At 41.8% G+C, this 16,549-nt stretch carries 15 protein-coding genes and 3 pseudogenes; 4 read left to right on the top strand and 14 right to left on the bottom strand.

Translation table 11 applies throughout. The annotated features are described in order from the left end of the window. Positions 1 to 220: 220 nt before the first annotated feature. The 6 genes and pseudogenes from H6F42_RS07785 to H6F42_RS07760 form a co-directional block, all read right to left on the bottom strand. Entirely contained in the window at positions 221 to 2,881 is a 2,661-nt protein-coding gene (locus tag H6F42_RS07785) for a glucosidase (protein WP_190398792.1), read from the bottom strand. 114 nt (positions 2,882 to 2,995) lie between these two features. Then, complete coding sequence (locus H6F42_RS07780; protein ID WP_190398791.1) at positions 2,996 to 3,349, bottom strand: hypothetical protein; 354 nt, start codon at positions 3,347 to 3,349, stop codon at positions 2,996 to 2,998. A 227-nt stretch (positions 3,350 to 3,576) separates the two neighbouring features. After that, positions 3,577 to 4,156 (bottom strand): annotated as a pseudogene (locus H6F42_RS22285) (GMC family oxidoreductase). A 30-nt stretch (positions 4,157 to 4,186) separates the two neighbouring features. Continuing rightward, on the bottom strand, positions 4,187 to 5,176 hold the full coding sequence (locus tag H6F42_RS07770; protein WP_190398790.1) for an adenylate/guanylate cyclase domain-containing protein: 990 nt from the start codon (positions 5,174 to 5,176) through the stop codon (positions 4,187 to 4,189). Positions 5,177 to 5,240: 64 nt separating this feature from the next. Further along, on the bottom strand, positions 5,241 to 6,047 hold the full coding sequence (locus H6F42_RS07765) for a glucose 1-dehydrogenase (protein WP_190398789.1): 807 nt from the start codon (positions 6,045 to 6,047) through the stop codon (positions 5,241 to 5,243). 358 nt (positions 6,048 to 6,405) lie between these two features. Then, a pseudogene (locus tag H6F42_RS07760) lies at positions 6,406 to 7,156 on the bottom strand (IS5 family transposase). Positions 7,157 to 7,300: 144 nt separating this feature from the next. Here H6F42_RS07760 and H6F42_RS07755 point away from each other — a divergent pair. Continuing rightward, on the top strand, positions 7,301 to 8,317 hold the full coding sequence (locus tag H6F42_RS07755; RefSeq protein ID WP_190398788.1) for a J domain-containing protein: 1,017 nt from the start codon (positions 7,301 to 7,303) through the stop codon (positions 8,315 to 8,317). Here H6F42_RS07755 and H6F42_RS22080 read toward each other — a convergent pair. The 4 genes from H6F42_RS22080 to H6F42_RS07740 all read right to left on the bottom strand — a co-directional run bounded on the left by H6F42_RS22080 (position 8,311) and on the right by H6F42_RS07740 (position 9,976). Then, positions 8,311 to 8,436 (bottom strand): hypothetical protein, encoded by a 126-nt coding sequence (locus H6F42_RS22080; RefSeq protein WP_277873831.1) that lies wholly within the window; start codon positions 8,434 to 8,436, stop codon positions 8,311 to 8,313. The genes H6F42_RS07755 and H6F42_RS22080 overlap by 7 nt on opposite strands. Positions 8,437 to 8,487: 51 nt before the next feature. Further along, the gene (locus H6F42_RS07750; RefSeq protein WP_190398787.1) at positions 8,488 to 9,162 is read right to left on the bottom strand and encodes a type I restriction enzyme HsdR N-terminal domain-containing protein; all 675 of its coding nucleotides are present in this window, start codon (positions 9,160 to 9,162) and stop codon (positions 8,488 to 8,490) included. Between the two features lie 188 nt (positions 9,163 to 9,350). After that, positions 9,351 to 9,758, bottom strand: coding sequence for a type II toxin-antitoxin system death-on-curing family toxin (locus H6F42_RS07745; protein ID WP_190398794.1), 408 nt, complete (start codon positions 9,756 to 9,758; stop codon positions 9,351 to 9,353). Then, complete coding sequence (locus H6F42_RS07740; protein WP_190398786.1) at positions 9,755 to 9,976, bottom strand: AbrB/MazE/SpoVT family DNA-binding domain-containing protein; 222 nt, start codon at positions 9,974 to 9,976, stop codon at positions 9,755 to 9,757. The genes H6F42_RS07745 and H6F42_RS07740 overlap by 4 nt, the downstream gene beginning before the upstream one ends. 419 nt (positions 9,977 to 10,395) lie before the next feature. Between H6F42_RS07740 and H6F42_RS07735 the strand changes: the two genes are divergently transcribed. Further along, positions 10,396 to 10,617: a hypothetical protein gene (locus tag H6F42_RS07735; RefSeq protein ID WP_190398785.1), complete on the top strand. Its 222-nt coding sequence runs from the start codon at positions 10,396 to 10,398 to the stop codon at positions 10,615 to 10,617. A gap of 172 nt (positions 10,618 to 10,789) precedes the next feature. Further along, the gene (locus H6F42_RS07730; RefSeq protein ID WP_190398784.1) at positions 10,790 to 11,029 is read left to right on the top strand and encodes a hypothetical protein; all 240 of its coding nucleotides are present in this window, start codon (positions 10,790 to 10,792) and stop codon (positions 11,027 to 11,029) included. 305 nt (positions 11,030 to 11,334) lie between these two features. On the opposite strand, the gene ric is transcribed toward H6F42_RS07730, so the two are convergent. The 3 genes from ric to H6F42_RS07715 form a co-directional block, all read right to left on the bottom strand. Then, the gene (ric, locus tag H6F42_RS07725) at positions 11,335 to 12,057 is read right to left on the bottom strand and encodes an iron-sulfur cluster repair di-iron protein (RefSeq protein WP_190398783.1); all 723 of its coding nucleotides are present in this window, start codon (positions 12,055 to 12,057) and stop codon (positions 11,335 to 11,337) included. Positions 12,058 to 12,120: 63 nt separating this feature from the next. Further along, entirely contained in the window at positions 12,121 to 12,495 is a 375-nt protein-coding gene (locus H6F42_RS07720) for a group 1 truncated hemoglobin (RefSeq protein ID WP_190398782.1), read from the bottom strand. Between the two features lie 165 nt (positions 12,496 to 12,660). Then, a complete protein-coding gene (locus H6F42_RS07715) occupies positions 12,661 to 14,973 on the bottom strand; it encodes a nitric-oxide reductase large subunit (protein WP_190398781.1) in 2,313 nt (770 codons plus the stop codon). 172 nt (positions 14,974 to 15,145) lie between these two features. Here H6F42_RS07715 and H6F42_RS07710 point away from each other — a divergent pair, with 172 nt between their 5' ends. Continuing rightward, a complete protein-coding gene (locus tag H6F42_RS07710; protein ID WP_190398780.1) occupies positions 15,146 to 15,826 on the top strand; it encodes a Crp/Fnr family transcriptional regulator in 681 nt (226 codons plus the stop codon). 56 nt (positions 15,827 to 15,882) lie between these two features. On the opposite strand, the pseudogene H6F42_RS07705 reads toward H6F42_RS07710, so the two are convergent. Further along, positions 15,883 to 16,511 (bottom strand): annotated as a pseudogene (locus tag H6F42_RS07705) (DUF1349 domain-containing protein). Positions 16,512 to 16,549 lie beyond the last annotated feature (38 nt).

Raw genomic sequence — 16,549 nt, 5'->3', positions numbered from 1 at the left:
CTCTTTTGAGTTCCTTACTCTTGGGGTTACTCTCTATAAATTCAGTTAATTCTTCCAAGTCTTTGCTTTGATTTCTTCTTCTCTATTTTTCCACAAATCATTTAGGATTGCTACAGCTGATTCGACAATTGGGATTCAGCAAGAGAGATTGCTCGATCCCGTGGCATCGCATGGGAACATCTCCATCAAACATTTCACTCAGACGGGTGTACTCAAGTGGTTAATCTGGGCTTTTATCAGAATATTCAGTCAATTGTTGGATTAGTTTTGCGACCAGCCCTGTCCATCCTGTTTGATGACTAGCGCCAAGCCCTGATCCATTGTCACCGTGAAAATATTCATAGAATAAAACCAAATCTTTCCAGTGAGGATCAGTGTGAAACTTTGACTTTTTAGCACTTTGCTGATCGTTTAGAGGGCGATCGCCTTGATCATCTGGAACAAAAATATTGACTAGACGCTGCGATAGCTCTACCGAAACATCCCATAACGTCATCAGCTTTCCTGAACCAGTAGGATACTCAATTTTGAAGCTATCCCCATAGAAATGATGGAACTTTTGTAAGGATTCGACAATGAGGAAATTTACGGGCATCCAAATTGGTCCGCGCCAATTAGAATTTCCACCAAATAGTCCACTTGAAGATTCGGCTGGTTCGTAATCAACTCGATATTCACTGCCATTGGTGCTCCAAACATAGGGATGCTCCTGATGAAATTTAGAGATAGCCCGAATACCGTATTCGCTCAAGAATTCACTCTCATCTAACATCTTGGTGAGAATGCGTTGGAGTTTCTCGCGATAACAAATGGCAAGTAATCTTCTAGATTGCATCCCACAAGTTTCCATACAAGCTACATTTTGGGATAGTTCGGGATGATGGGTAATAAACCATTGCATTCTCACTTTAAATTCTGGCAGTTGATCGATTAGTTCTGGATCTAATGTCTGTACTGCGAAAAGAGGAATCAGCCCAACTAGCGATCGCACTTTTAGTTTTGTTTGATTGCCAGAGGGTAGATTGAGGACATCGTAGTAAAAACCATCTTCATCGTCCCAAAGCTCTGTATGCTTTTCGCCAACTTTATTCATTGCATCGGCAATGTAGAGAAAATGCTCGAAGAATTTTGTGGCAATATCCTCATAAACATGATTCTCTTTGGCGAGTTCTAGAGCAATTGTTAGCATATTTAAGCAATACATACCCATCCAGCTAGTGCCATCAGCTTGCTCAATATAGCCACCCGTAGGGAGTTTGGTACTACGATCAAACACACCAATATTATCCAATCCTAAAAAACCGCCTTCAAATACATTCTTGCCTTCACGATCTTTTCGATTTACCCACCAAGTAAAGTTCAATAAAAGCTTTTGAAATACCCGTTCCAAAAATTTGCGATCGCCTTTGCCGCACATCTTCTGCTCAATCTTATAAACTCGATAGGTCGCCCAAGCGTGAACTGGAGGATTGACATCGCCAAAAGCCCATTCATAGGCGGGAATCTGACCGTTGGGGTGCATGAACCATTCGCGCGTGATGATATCAAGCTGTCGCTTATCAAAATCGGGATCGATCATCGCAATCGGAATCGTATGAAAAGCCAAGTCCCAAGCTGCAAACCAAGGATATTTCCACTTGTCGGGCATAGAAAGAATCTCTTCAGATTCTAAATGAAACCATTTAGAGTTGCGCCCATTGAGGCGATCGCTAGGTGGAGTAGGGTTAGCTGGATCGCCTTCTAGCCAAGGTTTCACAGAATAGTTATAATATTGCTTACTCCACAACATCCCCGCAAAAGCTTGTCTCTGGACATTTCGCATATCATCAGTCATCGCAAATGGAGAAATCTGCTGATAAAAATCATTTGCCTCTCTCAATCGAATTGCCATAATTTCTGCGTCTGTTCCCAAGGAAAGGGTATCTGGCGCAATATCACTCAATCTCAATCTAACAACTTTGGTCTCTCCTGAAGCAATCGCCAGATCATAATGAGCAGCAGCCTTTGTTCCCTGTTGCTGAGGATTTACCGACGCTTCGCCATTGACAATGTAATTGTTGATGCCATCTTTCACATATTTAGAACTATTTGGTGTTCCAAATATTCGTTGATAGTTGGTTTCATTTTCTGTAAATAACAATTCTTGGCTATCTGGACAGTAGAGCCACATTTTACCTAAATGGTCATGATTTGCTGCAATCACATTAGAGGAATGGGCTGTTAGTAAGGGCTTATTGGTATCATCATTTCCCCAAGACCAAGTGTTGCGAAACCACAGCGAAGGTAGAAGATGGATAGTCTGTGATTCGGGTGCATGATTGGTAACACTAATTTGGGTTGTGATATCCTGAGGCGAATTTTTAGCATATTCTACGACGACATCAAAATAGCGATCGCTATCAAACACTCCTGTATCCAATAGCTCAAACTCTCGTTCCTGCCGACTGCGGTATTTATTATCATTCACTAACTGTTCGTAGGGAAAAGCCTCCTGAGGATACTTGTAAAGATATTTCATGTAGGAATGTGTGGGCGTATTATCGAGATAAAAGTAATACTCTTTGACATCTTCACCATGATTTCCTTCATTGCCTGTTAATCCGAACAATCTTTCTTTAATAATTGGATCGGTTCCATTCCATAAGGCGATCGCGAAGCAGAGAAATTGATGGTTGTCAGAAATACCCGCAATCCCATCTTCGCCCCATCGATAAGCACGCGATCGCGCTTGGTCGTGCGAGAAATAGTCCCAAGCACTGCCACCAGCACTATAATCTTCCCGAACTGTTCCCCATTGTCGCTCGCTAAGATAAGAACCCCATTGCTTCCAAGGTTTTCCGTTTCTGGTTTCTGTTAATCTAGCTTGCTCTGAATTCATCATATTTCTCTACGATAGTATTTCTACTGGTAATACTCTAAATAGGTAAGGATGGACGGCGCTTCGCGCCGCCCATCCTTACCATAATAAATTTCTTAGGACTACCCTTAATCAGGTTTAACGAGCTGAGAGAGTAAGCGTATATAGCTGGTTCTTAACAGCGGCGATATAGGAATCATTCGTCAAGAACGCAGTGGGCAAGCGTTTGTCGTTGACAGCTGCTTTTACAAGTTGAGCTGCGGTGATCGAGCCATCATTAAAACCTTTCATCAGACCTTCGGAATCAGGAATACCTTGACTTGTAAAATACCCCTGATGTGCCAAATAAGCAAGATTGAATGGAGTCAAGGTAATCTTCATTCTTACTTCTACTGAAGGCATCTGCATTGCATCTTGAGCTTTAGCAGCAGGAGCGATCGCAGTTGCTGAGAGTAGTAGTGCGGGCAAGAAGGTTAGAAGTACTTTTTTCATGGGTTTATCTCCTAATTAGTTCTTTTAAAAAACTAATTATTTTATTGACTTGTTTTAGTTCAATTTAAGTATGTTCTTTGAGCCTGAGAACACCATGATGCAAAAATGAGAGGATGATTAAATATGGCTGAAAAGTCATATTTAATATCAACTAAAAACCCTATTAGTGTTGCGGCGCTTTGCGCCGCAACACTAATAGGGTTTTTAATGTCTATTGTTATGCTGGGCTACTTAATGCGTTCAATCAGGTGATCACCGACTCGTAAAGCATTGGCAATAATTGTTAAGGTGGGGTTGACGGCTGCACTGGAAGGAAAAAAGGAGCCATCAACAACATAGAGATTCTCCACATCATGAGCGCGACAATTAACATTTAGAACTGAATCTTTAGGGTCTTCGCCAAAACGGCAAGTACCATTTTGATGAGCTACTGCCGCGATCGCTAATTTCTTGCGAAAATAGAGAGAGAGAGGCAAAATGCGATCATCACAGTTATTCGACGCGATCGAAATCTCGTTCTCGCAGATGCAGTAATGCACTGCCCTATACTTTCGTATTCTCTCCAATCCATTAGACCATTTCTAGATGAATCTTACTGCCATCGCGATCGTCAATCCAAATTTCAGCAGTGTGATAGCGGTCTTTTTTATAGACTTCCACTGTATCCCAATTCTGTTTCTCTTGAGGCAAGAATGCACCTCTTTCTAAGATCAAAATTTTTTTGCCGCTAGAAGCAAGACGATAGGCTAAGGTTCCGCCACCTGCGCCAGTTCCGATAATGATGACATCATAATGTTCTGTAGCCATGAATTTTCCTAGAGATTTAAAAACAAGTATTTATTTAGACAAGAACTTTTGCAGGAAAGACATAAATCTTTTAGGTGCAGGGGCCGTAGAGTCCTCTACCTTAAAGACTTTAGGAGGATTTCCTTGCATCCCAGTGACTTCAAAGACCTTAAACTCGGTTTTACCTAGTTTGAAATTACCGTTGCGATTAAAAATCGCTTTGGGTTTGACTTGGTTGTAGACAGATTCTGAAATTAACAAATCACTCCCAACTTCTTGATTGGCAGCTTCAATCCGACCAACCGAATTCACAATATCGCCTAAAGGTGTAAGAACATTGGGCTTGCTGGGATCTATAGGAATTAAAACGGCTGCACCATAGTGAATGCCGATGCTCACATTCAGTGGGTTATAGGATAATTTCTTTAAGAATACATTCAAGTCCGCTATGGTCTTGAGCAGTTCCAAACCTGCCCATACCGCTCTCTCTGCGGCTAAACTACTATTTTTCTCAAACCCAAATACTGCCATGACTCTCACGCCCATAACATTGGGGATAGTGCCACCATATTGACTCACAACTTTTTGGACGCGATGGAAATAGCGGCTCATGATATAGACAATATCGTAGTGAAAGTTTACCTCATCAAAATTAGTTGCTCCGCGAATTGTGATGACTAGCAAAGCTACATTGCGATCGCTATTTACCGCACCAGTGGCAAGCTGACCTTCGAGAATGTCAATATCCTCATTATCAATCACCATGCGGCGAATCGAAACATCCCCTGTAACCTTAGTTTGACAAGCAAGTCTCACATGAACAGGGAAATCTAGCTTTTTGGCTAAAGCTCTTTCAGCACTAGTTGGCGGACTACAATTTTGCACTCCATCTAAAATCATAATTCGACAAGTGGAACAATAGGCATTCCCACCGCAGACATGAGTATGCTCGATTCCATTGGCTAACAAAGCCTCTAAAATCGTATCGGATTTGTTGATTTCTATGGAACGTTTATCAGGTAGACAATTGATTTTTGACATGATTTCAACCTTATTCAATTTAATTTAATAAATTACATTCTGAAATTTAAGACTCATGATTTTCTTACTGCTCTTGGTAGTTCCATAGCAGACCACCATCTACTACTACTGTTGAACCAGTAATATAGCGAGCCTCATCAGATGCTAAAAAGGCAACTACAGAGGCAACATCTTCAGGCTGTCCCAACCGTCCCAGAGGTATATTTTTTAGCAATGGCTCCAATTTAGAAGGATCATTGAGAAGCGCCTTATTAATTGGAGTCTCGATCGCGCCAGGGGCAACATTATTGATGGTGATACCAAGTGCACCAAGCTCTACTGAAAGATTGCGCGTCATCATCTTTAAAGCTCCTTTACTAGCACAGTAAGCCGTAAAGTGTGGAAATGGCAATTCTTCATGAACAGAGCTAATATTGATGATGCGTCCATTACGTTTGCCTTCGCTAATTTGATGTTTAACAAAGGATTGGGTTGCAAAGAAAACCCCCTTAAAATTGATATTCATCAACGCTTCAAAGTCTTTTTCGGTCACATCCCAAAAATCAGCGTGTTTCTCGATCCCTGCATTGTTAACCAGAATATCAAGAGTTCCAAAATGCTTGATGCTCTCATCAATTAATTTGCGAACGTCATCCACCATGCCCAAGTCAGCACCAATACTATAGCCGCGATCGCTATCGCAAAATCCCTCAGCCATCATGCAATCACCGCCAGTTGCTTTAATAGCATTTAAAGTTTCTTCAGCACCTTGAGGGTTAGAGCGATAGTTGACCACAACCTTAGCGCCTTCTTTTGCTAAGCGAATCGCAATACCTTGACCTATGCCGCCACTACTTCCAGTGACTAGAGCAACTTTTCCATCCAGCTTCATGATTTTTTACCGTATTAAAATTTGCAATAGTATCGGAGTGAAATTCTCAGCAGGTTCAGACCTTTAATAGCATTCCAAACCATTCTCCTTGAAATGCTATTAAAGAGGGTTAGAGCGTTATAAAAAGTTGATTGAAATTAGCTGATGTTTCGAGAATTTTTTTTTAGCGATCGCTCAGCAAATCATCATTAAATATGGTTTTAACTCAAGATTAACGAAATGTCCCTGACTTTTCTCCTCTGCACAGATGGCTAAACGATTACCCTTCACAGCCATGATGAAGTCTTTTTTGAATCCTTGTTGGCTTTGTTGCATGAATAAAAAGAAGGCAAAAGAAAGAGGATATAAGGATAGATAATTAACGAGCAACAGTACAGGAGACAGGTTTAGCGAGTTGCATCATGCGATTGAGGGCAGCACATTTGATGAACAACAGCCACGTTTCCATTTTTTACGCCCATGTTTACGGATATAGCGAAGATTTTGGTCACGGGGATGAGGTGGCGCATTGGTATTGCCATGCTCCCAGATTTTGGCATCTTTGCGGGGAGGAATCACGGCTTTAGCACCATGCTGAGCAATCTCATCATAACAATGGCGATGGTCGTAGGCTCCATCTGCGGAAACTTGAGCGATTTCAGTGTCAATTCCTTCAAGGATATCGGCGAGTACTTCACCATCGTGGCAATCCTTCATGGTGACCACCGCAGCCAGAATTTCTCCAGTGGATTCATCGGCTCCTAGGTGCAATTTGCGCCATGTCCGTCTCTTACTAATCCCATGCTGCCCAGTTTTCCATTCCCCTTCACCGTAAACTTTTATTCCTGTCGAATCCACTACTAAATGCACTGCTCCCTCTTGAGGGACTACTGGTAATGTCACGCTTAAACTTGCTTGTCCGTCTTAATACGGTGCTGTGGTCTGGGACTGGCAAGTCTATCCCCATCAAGTCAAATAGTGACTCTAACAATCCTTGCGTTTGTCTTCCTGCTTGGTGATATATCGCTTTTACGGTGATAAATGTCGCTAATCCAAAAGGTTAGTCTTCCTCTTTGTTTCAGCCCTGCGTTGTACTCTGACCAGTTGCAGATCTGATATTGCTCTTTCATTTGCTGGTTTTGCCCTCCTATTTAATACCTAATTTATCCTCTCCTCCCCTTTTATGCAACAACGTCCTTTGCTGCCATAATAATTAGTGATCGCATCTCAAGTTTCAGATTAGAATATTAACGCAATTTCCCTATCCTCCTGCTATGGCTCGAAAATCTAAAATTTCTAAGGATACCTCTCATAATGAGCTTGGGCTCTCAAATCTGCGTGTTCGTCTCAACTTTTTGGAGAAGGAAAATAGCAAGCTCATCAAACAGATTGAGTCTAACCGCACAAAGTTAAATAATCTCAATGAAAGTATTAAAGAGGTTGGTATTCAAATCGCTCAACGGGTGGCTCCTTTTCGACAAAAGATGGTAGAACTTGATGAAAAAATTCATACTATTTTTCAAGAAATTCTCACTGGAAGAAAATTGGGAAAGAAGTCTCGTAAAGATATTGAGACAGTCTACTATCATCTCCAATCAGATGGGATTATCAGTCCTAAACATTTACCGATGGAATCAGATATCTTTGAAAATAATGATGAGTCGGACGATGAGCCTAACTGGGACAGCTATAAAGGAAGATCTTATCAGCAGGTTATAGAAGATATTCCTAAGCCTGATCGGGATGAACTTAAAAAGATTCGTCAGCTTTTTTTGCGTCTAGCTGATAGTTTCCATCCTGATAAGGTAACTGATGAAGCGGAAAAAGAATATCGCACTGAGATTATGAAAGAAATTAATCTCGCTTATCAGGATGGTGATTTAGCAAGACTTTTGGCGATTGAGAAGCAGCAAGAGCTAGGTGCAATTATCGATCGCGATAGTTCTGATGATCTAACGCGCCACTGTGCGAAAGTGGAGGCAGAGAATATCTATCTGAAGGATCAACTTGAAACTTTAAAACGCCAACTTAAACTCACGAAAAAAACACAGCAAGGGGAAATGACTGCGGTTTTCAAGAAAATGAGCAAGTACGGTGGCGACCCGATTGGGGAGGCTTTGCATGAAGTCGAGGCTCAGATTGCAATTATCGAACAAATGCATCAATTTGTGGTCGATTTTCGCGATCGCCGCATCACGATTAGGGAATTTTTAAGAGGTCCCGAATTTCTGAGGCAACAGCAAATGTCAGAAGAGGAGTTGATGTTAGAATTTCTGTCACAATTTCAGTAAGTAACTGGTGTTACGTGGAAAATTATCTCAGAATCTGGGGTTGAATTAGCGATCGCCTTCGTCAAAGGTAAGGGCGATCGCAAAGGAAAATATTGATTGAGCGATCGCCTAGAAATCACGATTTAAAGTAATAGCGATCGCTTTTAGTAGATGATTGTTTAGGCGATTGCCTAACTCCTTAAATCGCCAATATAACCCCCAATTTGTTTAAGTCCCTGCAAAACTTGAACACGCTCTGTAATATTTTCGAGCAATCGATAAGTAGGCGATCGCGTATATTGAGGGGCATTTTGATGGCGATCGCATTTCAAAAACAATACTTCTCTTCCGTTTGTAACCATTCCATAGCAACTTGACTGTAAGTTAGGAGCGCTCAATAAATAGGCAAGTGCTTGGGGAATCCCCGCCGTAACGTCCAGTCTTGCAGGTTTTGATTCGATTACCAAAATCCAAAAACTATCTTGGATTACCAAAATATCAATTCGACCTTGAACTGCCATAACATTAAATTCGTCCGCAACTTCAATATTGGTACTTACTTCTGCTTTTACCAAAAAAGGAAATTGATAGAAACCTGCCAAGTCTAGCAATGGTGATATAACCACAAGCTTAACAATTTCTTCGAGAGGTGGTTCTTCTTGACTGAGATAAGTGTAGTTACGAGTGAGGCGATCTAGTCCTTGTAGTTCCGCTTCGGTTAGGGGCGATGCATTATTTAACCATTCATCAAAAAAGCGATCGCTAGTGTCGAGCCTCAAGCCAAAGTTTTGACGGAGGGTGCTAAGGGTAAGGCTACTAGCATTTGTAATCACGATTAAATCCTTATATACATAAAGTTTAGGCATTTGATCTGGTCACTAATATCTAATATACAATACATGCCAGGATAAGAGTGATCGCCTAGAAATCACAACTCACAGTAATAGCGATCGCCTTTTGAAGATAGATTGTTAATGCGATCGCCTAGAAATCACGACTAACAGTAATAGCGATCGCTTGGTAGAGATAGATTTTGATGCGATCGCCTAATCCACTAATCCCTAATAAGTTCGCTATTAATTTGCAGCCAATTTGCTAATCTATTCATATCTTCTTCTTGTTTCCCAAGACTGGCGGCTAATTCTAGGAAAAAATTTGCCGCATCAGTCTCCGATGCTATAAGTTCAATTCCATTAATCGCTAAGAACGTATAAACAGAGATTAGAGCTATTCTTTTATTACCATCAACAAAACAATGATTTTTTACTAAACCATAGCCGTAAGATGCAGCTATTTTGTATAAACTTACACCTTCTTCGTAATGATACAGATTTCTGGGCTTGAATAAAGTTGACTCTAGAGCGCCTTCATTCAAAATTCCTGCCGCGCCACCCGACTCGACAATGATTTCATTGTGTATAGCGCAAACATCATGAATTTCCAGCCAATAAGGTTCCATTATTTAGCTAACTCAATCAATGCGTTGCGATATTTCTTCATACCACGTCGGGCTACTTCAATCTTGTTTGCGAAATCAGGATCGTATGCAGATATCTCATACCCAGAGGTCGTTTTCGTTGCAAAAAGATTATCACCATCATCAACATTCATGTTAACCGCCATTTCCTTTGGAATAATAACGCTTAGGGAATTTCCTCTTTTTTTGACATTTAGAAGCATGTCTATATTCCTCTAATAGATTAAGTTTAAGTATCTTTCTTATATGTTACCACAAATGTTGCAACATATAATCTTTTTAAATCTTTAGTAATCGAACTCGCCAAAAGAAAAACATTTGTTGAACGCGCGCCTAAAAATCAAGATTCAAAGTAATAGCGATCGCATTGTCTATATGGAAGATGGTAAACTCGTTCCCAATATTGATGCTGGTCAATAATTAATGGCGATCGCACACTCAAAAACTTTATTAGATATACCTTTGATCAAATTCTTTTGATTTCTAATTAATTGACATTGAAGTGATTCAATTTTAATATATTTAACTAAAATCTTCGTTTATTATGAGAAAGATATCTAGCGCTCTCAGTATTGCAATATTTATAGCATTCTTGCTATGGCAAGCCACACAGTTGTTTCTATTGACTCAACCTATCAATGCTGAGAGGTATGTAAGCGTTGGTAATTTACAGATTGTAGAAGGAACTGTTTTAGAATTCAAAAATCAAGCTATTTCAGTAGTCTCTGGCGGAGGTTTTATTTTAGAGAAGCCAATAGTTTCCCTCATTGACAAAACTTTACTAATCGGAGCCTCAATAACTTGCCTGCTTTCAGCAATAGCTCTTCACAAAAAAACTAAATAGGGCGATCGCCTAGAAATCATCACTCACAGTAATAGCGATCGCCTTCAGCAAACCCTTTAGCAGATAGATAATTGAAGCGATCGCACTTGAATTAAAGTAGGAACTGAGGTAATTTATCCTGAGTAAAGTAATTAAACCGCAATTGCGTTATAACTCCAAGTTAGGCCTCGTGATGAAAAAAATCGCACCATTGGCTCTTTTGATCCTGGGATTTCTCGTAATGTCGGTATCATTTGTTTATTACGCTGGCAACGCCCTTCCCTACCCAGATGCAACTGCCGAATTGCTCGCCTACCAAACTGCGGAGGCCAATAAATGGGCACTGCTGTTTGCGCTTGGCTTTGTCTCTGCTGCAACTGGAGGAACTTGGCTTTTGCGACGCTTGCGGGCAAAAAAACGCACAAAAAATTAGCAGCCACACATGCACAATCGCGGAAAAAGCAAAAAACTTACTCGCCCGTCCTTGTAGCCTAACAATTCATTCAAGCCGCCCCACAGCGGAGCGGCTTAACTCTGGCGTTATACCTAACCGATAAATCCGTTAAAGTTGATTTATCCCTACTAAAGATTAGGTAGCCAAAAATAGCAGACTTTGTTGTTTAGTTCTAAGAAGTTATCGGAACTCCTTTTAGAATGTGTCCCGCAGCAAAGACCGATAATTATTAAGCGATCGCCTAGAAATCATGACTCATGGTAATAGCGATCGCTTAATTCTGATTAGCTTTGACTTGCTTTGATTTGCTCTAAGGCGATCGCTTTAGGAAATAGCACATTGTTTTCCTTGTGAATATGTTGGTGCATATCTTGCTCAAAGTTTAGCAATCCATCCAGCATGGCGCGATAGGTGTTGCAAGCCCATTCAGGGGCAGTGTAATTATCGGTGAGTTGGCGCAATTGACCGAGGGCAATGCCAGCTTCATCATGCTCGAATTCCATTTGATGTACAGGATTAGCGATCGTCCCGCAGTGAAAAGATGGAACTGTGGCGCTAGATTCTAACTGACGGATCATCGGGAATAAAACTTTCTCTTCCTTCTGCAAATGTATTTCCATCTCTTGGGATACAGCGATAAATATATCCTTGATTTGATAGAGACGTGATTCTTTTTCACCATGTACCGCCGCGACTTTGGCTACCATCTTCTCCAAGCGAGGTAGCTCAGTATGCAGATAAGCATGATGGGTGTATTCGATGTGATCAGCGAGTTCAGTGAGGGATAAATTCGCTACGGTTATCTCGGCATCTTGAGTTGAATTCGCGATCGCCTCTAGTTGGGTGAGAAATGTCTGCGGATCAATACCTTGCTTGCGACATGCCTCATCGATAGTCTTCTTGCCGCCACAGCAATAGTCAACTTTGGCTTGTTCAAACAGTCGCGAAAGAGAAGGGCGATCGCGAACGATTTCGCCTACGGTATCGCTGATTTGTAAAGTTGCCATATATTTAGTTTCCTGTTTGTTCTACGTCGAGAGAGCGGCAAAGCCGCTCTCTCGACAAAATAATTAGCCGTTCAAGACATCTTTCTTGTGTTGAGGAGCCGCCGCTACTGCTGCTACCTCTGCCAAGAGATCATCAGAAACTCCCATTTCTTTGAGGGTAATCATCAAATCCTCAGCAACCGCATCAAAGTGATCGCTGTTTAAACCTTGATTTTCCACCAAGTCTATATGAGCTTCACGCATCTGCGCTCCACTATATTTGTCAGTACCACCAAAGGCATAGGTGAGAAATGCTTTCTGATGTTCGCGTTGCTTTTTCATATCGGTACTTGCAAAAAAGTGTTTGATGCGATCGTCTTGCAATACTCGTTCATAGAAGCGATCAACTGCGACATCAACGGCTGCTGCGCCACCAAGTTTTTCAAATAATGTTGTCATAGAACTTCCTTTTGTTGTATGTAAGTTTTAAAAACCCCCTTTAATTCCCCCTTGCAAAGGGGGAAGACCAGAAACCTAGTTCCTTCATCTTTGCAAGAGAAAGATTAGGAAATCTCGTTCCCTCCCCTTTGCAAGGGGAGGGCTAGGGAGGGGTTAGAAGAGATTTTAGACTGATGCAGACTTAGCTGCAATAGTTTCGAGAGGTTGAGATTGCGTAGGTTGTTGGAAAACAGCGACGATCGCCTTAATTACGCTAAAGACGAGGATCAATGCACCAACTGAGAAGACAATATCTCCCGGGATGCGTAGCCAAACTGTCCATTGCATCCATGCCGAACCAATGACTTCAGCGCTACGAGCATACCAAGTGCCATGATTAACAGATTGCACCAATTGATAAAAACCATTGGGAATCAGCCCTAAAACCATCATCATCCCTAGCCCGCCATTGATCCACCAGAAAGAGAGATTAAAGTTTTTCTCATCCCATGCGCGATCGGGAGTGATTTCTCGCAAGGCAAAGAGCATTAGGGCGATCGCCAAAGAGCCATAGACACCGAAAAGTGCAGAATGGGCATGGATCGGCGTGGTATTTAGTCCTTGGGAATAGTAGAGGAAAATCGGTGGATTGATTAAGAAACCAAAGACACCTGCGCCAATTAGGTTCCAAAAAGCAGTGGCAATAAAGAATTTGAGGGGTACTCGATAAAATCCTTGTGCTTCTTGGGATAGCTTCATCGACTTCACCACTTCAAATCCAATTAAAGTCAAGGGAACGACTTCTAAGGCTGAGGCAACGGAACCCAGCGACGTAATGAATACAGGCGTTCCTGCAAAGTAGAGATGGTGTAACGTGCCGATTACGCCACTACCGAGATAGAGAATTGTCGTCATGTAGGTGGCTCTCAGGGCGGAGGTGCGCTTTAGGAAGCCCAATTCGCTACATAGATAGGCGATCGCTACAGTCGCAAACACCTCAAAGAAGCCTTCTACCCATAAATGCACGACCCACCAACGCCAGTATTCGGCAATGCTCAAATGGGTGTGATTGTTGTACATCAACCCTGACGCATAGAACAGGGGAATTGTAATCGCACTGTAGAGAAAGAAGTGATTTAGTCCTGTTTTATCTCCTTCTGCTTTGAGCGCAGGCTTGAGGGCGCGGTACATCAACCAGAGCCAAAACACCATGCCACCAATCAGCAATAATTGCCAGAGGCGACCGAGTTCCACATATTCATAGCCCTGATGTCCAAACCAAAAACTATCATCACCGCCGATAAGCCCTTGGACACTTGCCCAAGATCCGATTAAGGAACCTACGACAACGACAGTCAAAGCCACTAGCAAACCACCATTGCCCCAAGCTTGCAACTTCGGCTCATGTTTACCAAACCTTGGCGCGAAATATAGCCCTGCGGCAAGCCAACAGGTGGCAATCCAAAAGACGGCTAGCTGTAAATGCCAAGTCCGTGAAGCGGCATAGGGCAAATATTTCTGAAGTGGAACACCATAGAAACCATCGCCTTCTACCGCGTAATGGGCTGTGACCATTCCCATCAACATTTGTACCAAAAATAAAGTCATGGCAACCCCAAAGAAGAGGGTAGCGACTTTTTGACTAGGTGTGGCAAGGCGAATCAGGGGACGATGGGCGACCGTGATTACTTCTTCGCTATCTTCTTGAGTGATGTAGACATATAGAAATACGCCGATCGCGGCAATGAGAACAATCACCGATACGATTGACCAGATCAGGAATTGAGCAGGAGCTTGATTGCCAATTAGATCATCGTGGGGAAAGTTCGCGGTATAGGAAAATGGTGCATTCGGACGATTTGCCGATGCTGCCCAAGCTGTCCAAGTAAAGAAAGCGGTGACATTACGGATTTGCGTATCGTCAGTAAACCAACCGCTAGGAATGGAATGAATCTTAGAACCTTGGGATAGCAAAGTTTGATAACTATCAAAAACCTTGTTTAGTCCCTTAGTTTGAGCCGCAGTAAGGGTTAAGGCTCCTGTCTCTGACACATAGCGATTGGTTTTAAATTCTTGCTGTACCTGCGCTTGGAGCGTAGCGCGATTAACTTCTGATAAGGCTTGTAAATCTGCTTCATTAAAATCAGGATTGCCATCATGCAAAATTCCTGCCGTTGCTAAGCCCCAACGGTGTAAAACATCGGCAGTCCAATCGGGAGCTAAATAACTACCATGCCCCCAAATACTACCAATATGTTGCCCCCCACGACCTAGATAGGTTACTTGCCCAGATTGAATATTCTCCTGAGTGAGAATTATTTCCTGTTGTGGAGAAACCACTGTCATAGGAATTGGTGGTGCATTTTTATAAATCGCCGATCCTGCGAAGATCAGGACTGAAAAAGTAACTACGCAAATTAGCACTAACCAAGCAGGTAGGCTAAATTGACGGGGACGAGCGTTGGCTGTCACCACTTTGTCAAAGGTTGGGTTTGCCATAAAGCCATAAATTCGGTTTCAAAGTACCTATGACATACCATAGGAGAATAGAACCTATAAAAGCTTTGACTTAAGTCAAAAACACCCTTAAAAAATTTAGGTCTTACGCAAAAGAACGAAATGTAGTAGGGGCAATTCATGAATTGCCCCTACTCACTCACTACCCTGAACGATGCTAAATAAAATCGATTTGAGTAACTGGTTACAAAACATTCTGATTTTTCAAGGATTAGCGGCCGAGCAACTAATTCCTTTAGCTCAGATTGCTCAATTACAAAACTTTAAAAAAGATGAGACAATTTTCCATCAAGGTAGTGAAGCAACAGGATTTTTCATTGTCCAAATTGGGCGCGTCAAGGTAATTAAGACCGCAGCCAATGGGAAAGAACACATTTTACATCTATTGACGAGCGGCGATTACTTTGCTGAAGTTGCTACCTTTGATGGCAAAGCTTTTCCAGCTTCAGCGATCGCACTGGAAGATACAGAATTAATCTTCTTCCCTCGCTTAGCTTTTCTAGATCTACTCCATCAATATCCTGCGATCGCCATCAATATGCTCACAAGTTTGGCTACCCGCGCGCGTAAATTAGCCCAGATGGTGGAAGATCTGTCATTTAAAGAAGTACCACAAAGGTTAGCAGCTTATTTACTAGATGTGAGCGATCGCGCTAACGGAGATCCAATTATTAATCTAGATGTTACTAAAACTCAACTAGCATCTATTTTAGGGACTATTTCGGCAACCCTCTCTAGAGCATTCTTGCATCTCAGCGACGCAGGATTAATCGCCATTCATGGTTCACAGGTCGAATTATTGGATCGCGATCGCTTAAAAGATATCAGTAACTAAATCAAGCAAAATAACTTGTAGAAATTTATAGAAATTTCGCGATCGCCTAAAACAGCCTAATCATGAGCCATCCATAGAGAATCAGTAAGGCTTAGATACTCAAATGTAGCCGTGAAAGAAGAATCAAGAGGACTACAAGCATAGACACCAAACCGCACGGGTTGAGCAATATTCCTGTGGGTACAAATTTAGCAGCCGTCGCATCCGTGTTACCAAGGGCGGACAGATGGAAAATTCGCATTTGCTTAAAGTCTTTTCCATTAAGTGAATGTTCAATTAAGAAATCAGCACCTCGGCGACTTAGATGATACCAAATGGAAGTAATTGTAGAAATATCCGTAGTTGCCCAATCCGAATATCCTTGATTAGTGACGACACTGCCCAGACGTGACATATCAGTATTTTCATACTCAATGGAAGCTTTAAACCAATTGTCACGATCAATATAAATCATGACACCAGCTTGATCAAATCTCGCTTGGTAGTTAAAGGAAACTTTAGTAGTAAATGAGAAGTTGAGGTCACTGGCTAGCAAAATTGCAGGAGCATTATCATGCTGAAATCCGTAATAGGTGCGCTGCCAAAGATCGGTATTGGGTTCAGTAGTGATCGTTATTGACTCACGACTTACGGTGAAATGCGGCGGCTGATTAATCCATTTAGCCTTATCAAAGTTGATGTTCATAGGAATAAGCTATTGATTAATGATTGCTTGTAAGCTTT

It is taken from the genome of Pseudanabaena sp. FACHB-1998 (genome assembly GCF_014696355.1).
Lineage (GTDB): Bacteria > Cyanobacteriota > Cyanobacteriia > Pseudanabaenales > Pseudanabaenaceae > Pseudanabaena.
This window is presented reverse-complemented; position numbering and strand designations above follow the sequence as displayed.

Bases quoted from the DNA above. Each gene is read 5' to 3' on its own strand.
- H6F42_RS07715 (WP_190398781.1), bottom strand. From the start codon at position 14,973: ATGGCAAACCCAACCTTTGACAAAGTGGTGACAGCCAACGCTCGTCCC.
- H6F42_RS07780 (WP_190398791.1), bottom strand. From the start codon at position 3,349: ATGAAAAAAGTACTTCTAACCTTCTTGCCCGCACTACTACTCTCAGCA.
- H6F42_RS07755 (WP_190398788.1), top strand. From the start codon at position 7,301: ATGGCTCGAAAATCTAAAATTTCTAAGGATACCTCTCATAATGAGCTT.
- H6F42_RS07720 (WP_190398782.1), bottom strand. From the start codon at position 12,495: ATGACAACATTATTTGAAAAACTTGGTGGCGCAGCAGCCGTTGATGTC.
- H6F42_RS07765 (WP_190398789.1), bottom strand. From the start codon at position 6,047: ATGAAGCTGGATGGAAAAGTTGCTCTAGTCACTGGAAGTAGTGGCGGC.
- H6F42_RS07750 (WP_190398787.1), bottom strand. From the start codon at position 9,162: ATGCCTAAACTTTATGTATATAAGGATTTAATCGTGATTACAAATGCT.
- H6F42_RS07710 (WP_190398780.1), top strand. From the start codon at position 15,146: ATGCTAAATAAAATCGATTTGAGTAACTGGTTACAAAACATTCTGATT.
- H6F42_RS07770 (WP_190398790.1), bottom strand. From the start codon at position 5,176: ATGTCAAAAATCAATTGTCTACCTGATAAACGTTCCATAGAAATCAAC.
- H6F42_RS07785 (WP_190398792.1), bottom strand. From the start codon at position 2,881: ATGATGAATTCAGAGCAAGCTAGATTAACAGAAACCAGAAACGGAAAA.
- ric (WP_190398783.1), bottom strand. From the start codon at position 12,057: ATGGCAACTTTACAAATCAGCGATACCGTAGGCGAAATCGTTCGCGAT.
- H6F42_RS07740 (WP_190398786.1), bottom strand. From the start codon at position 9,976: ATGCTTCTAAATGTCAAAAAAAGAGGAAATTCCCTAAGCGTTATTATT.
- H6F42_RS07730 (WP_190398784.1), top strand. From the start codon at position 10,790: ATGAAAAAAATCGCACCATTGGCTCTTTTGATCCTGGGATTTCTCGTA.